1 protein-coding gene is annotated in these 207 nt (G+C 63.3%); it reads left to right on the plus strand.

Annotated elements, in window-relative coordinates:
* Positions 1 to 35 precede the first annotated feature (35 nt).
* Positions 36 to 207: cyclic nucleotide-binding domain-containing protein (locus MFF64_RS38570; protein WP_369010740.1), on the plus strand; the 172-nt coding region annotated here is incomplete at its 3' end.

Raw genomic sequence — 207 nt, forward strand, 5'->3', positions numbered from 1 at the left:
CGCCCTGGGCCTACGCCCTCTGCAACGCGGCATGAATGGCCAAAGTCGAGCTAAGCTCCCATCAGGATATCGTCCGGGAGAAGGACCGCCCGTCGCAGTGCTGCTTGCTGCTGGAGGGCTGGGCCTGCCGCTATCAGGTCCTCAGTGGGGGCAATCGCCAGATCTTCTCGTTCCACATCCCGGGTGACATTCCCGACCTGCAAAGCC

Origin of the sequence: Methylobacterium frigidaeris (assembly GCF_022179185.1) — a bacterium.
Taxonomy (GTDB): Bacteria; Pseudomonadota; Alphaproteobacteria; order Rhizobiales; family Beijerinckiaceae; genus Methylobacterium; species Methylobacterium frigidaeris.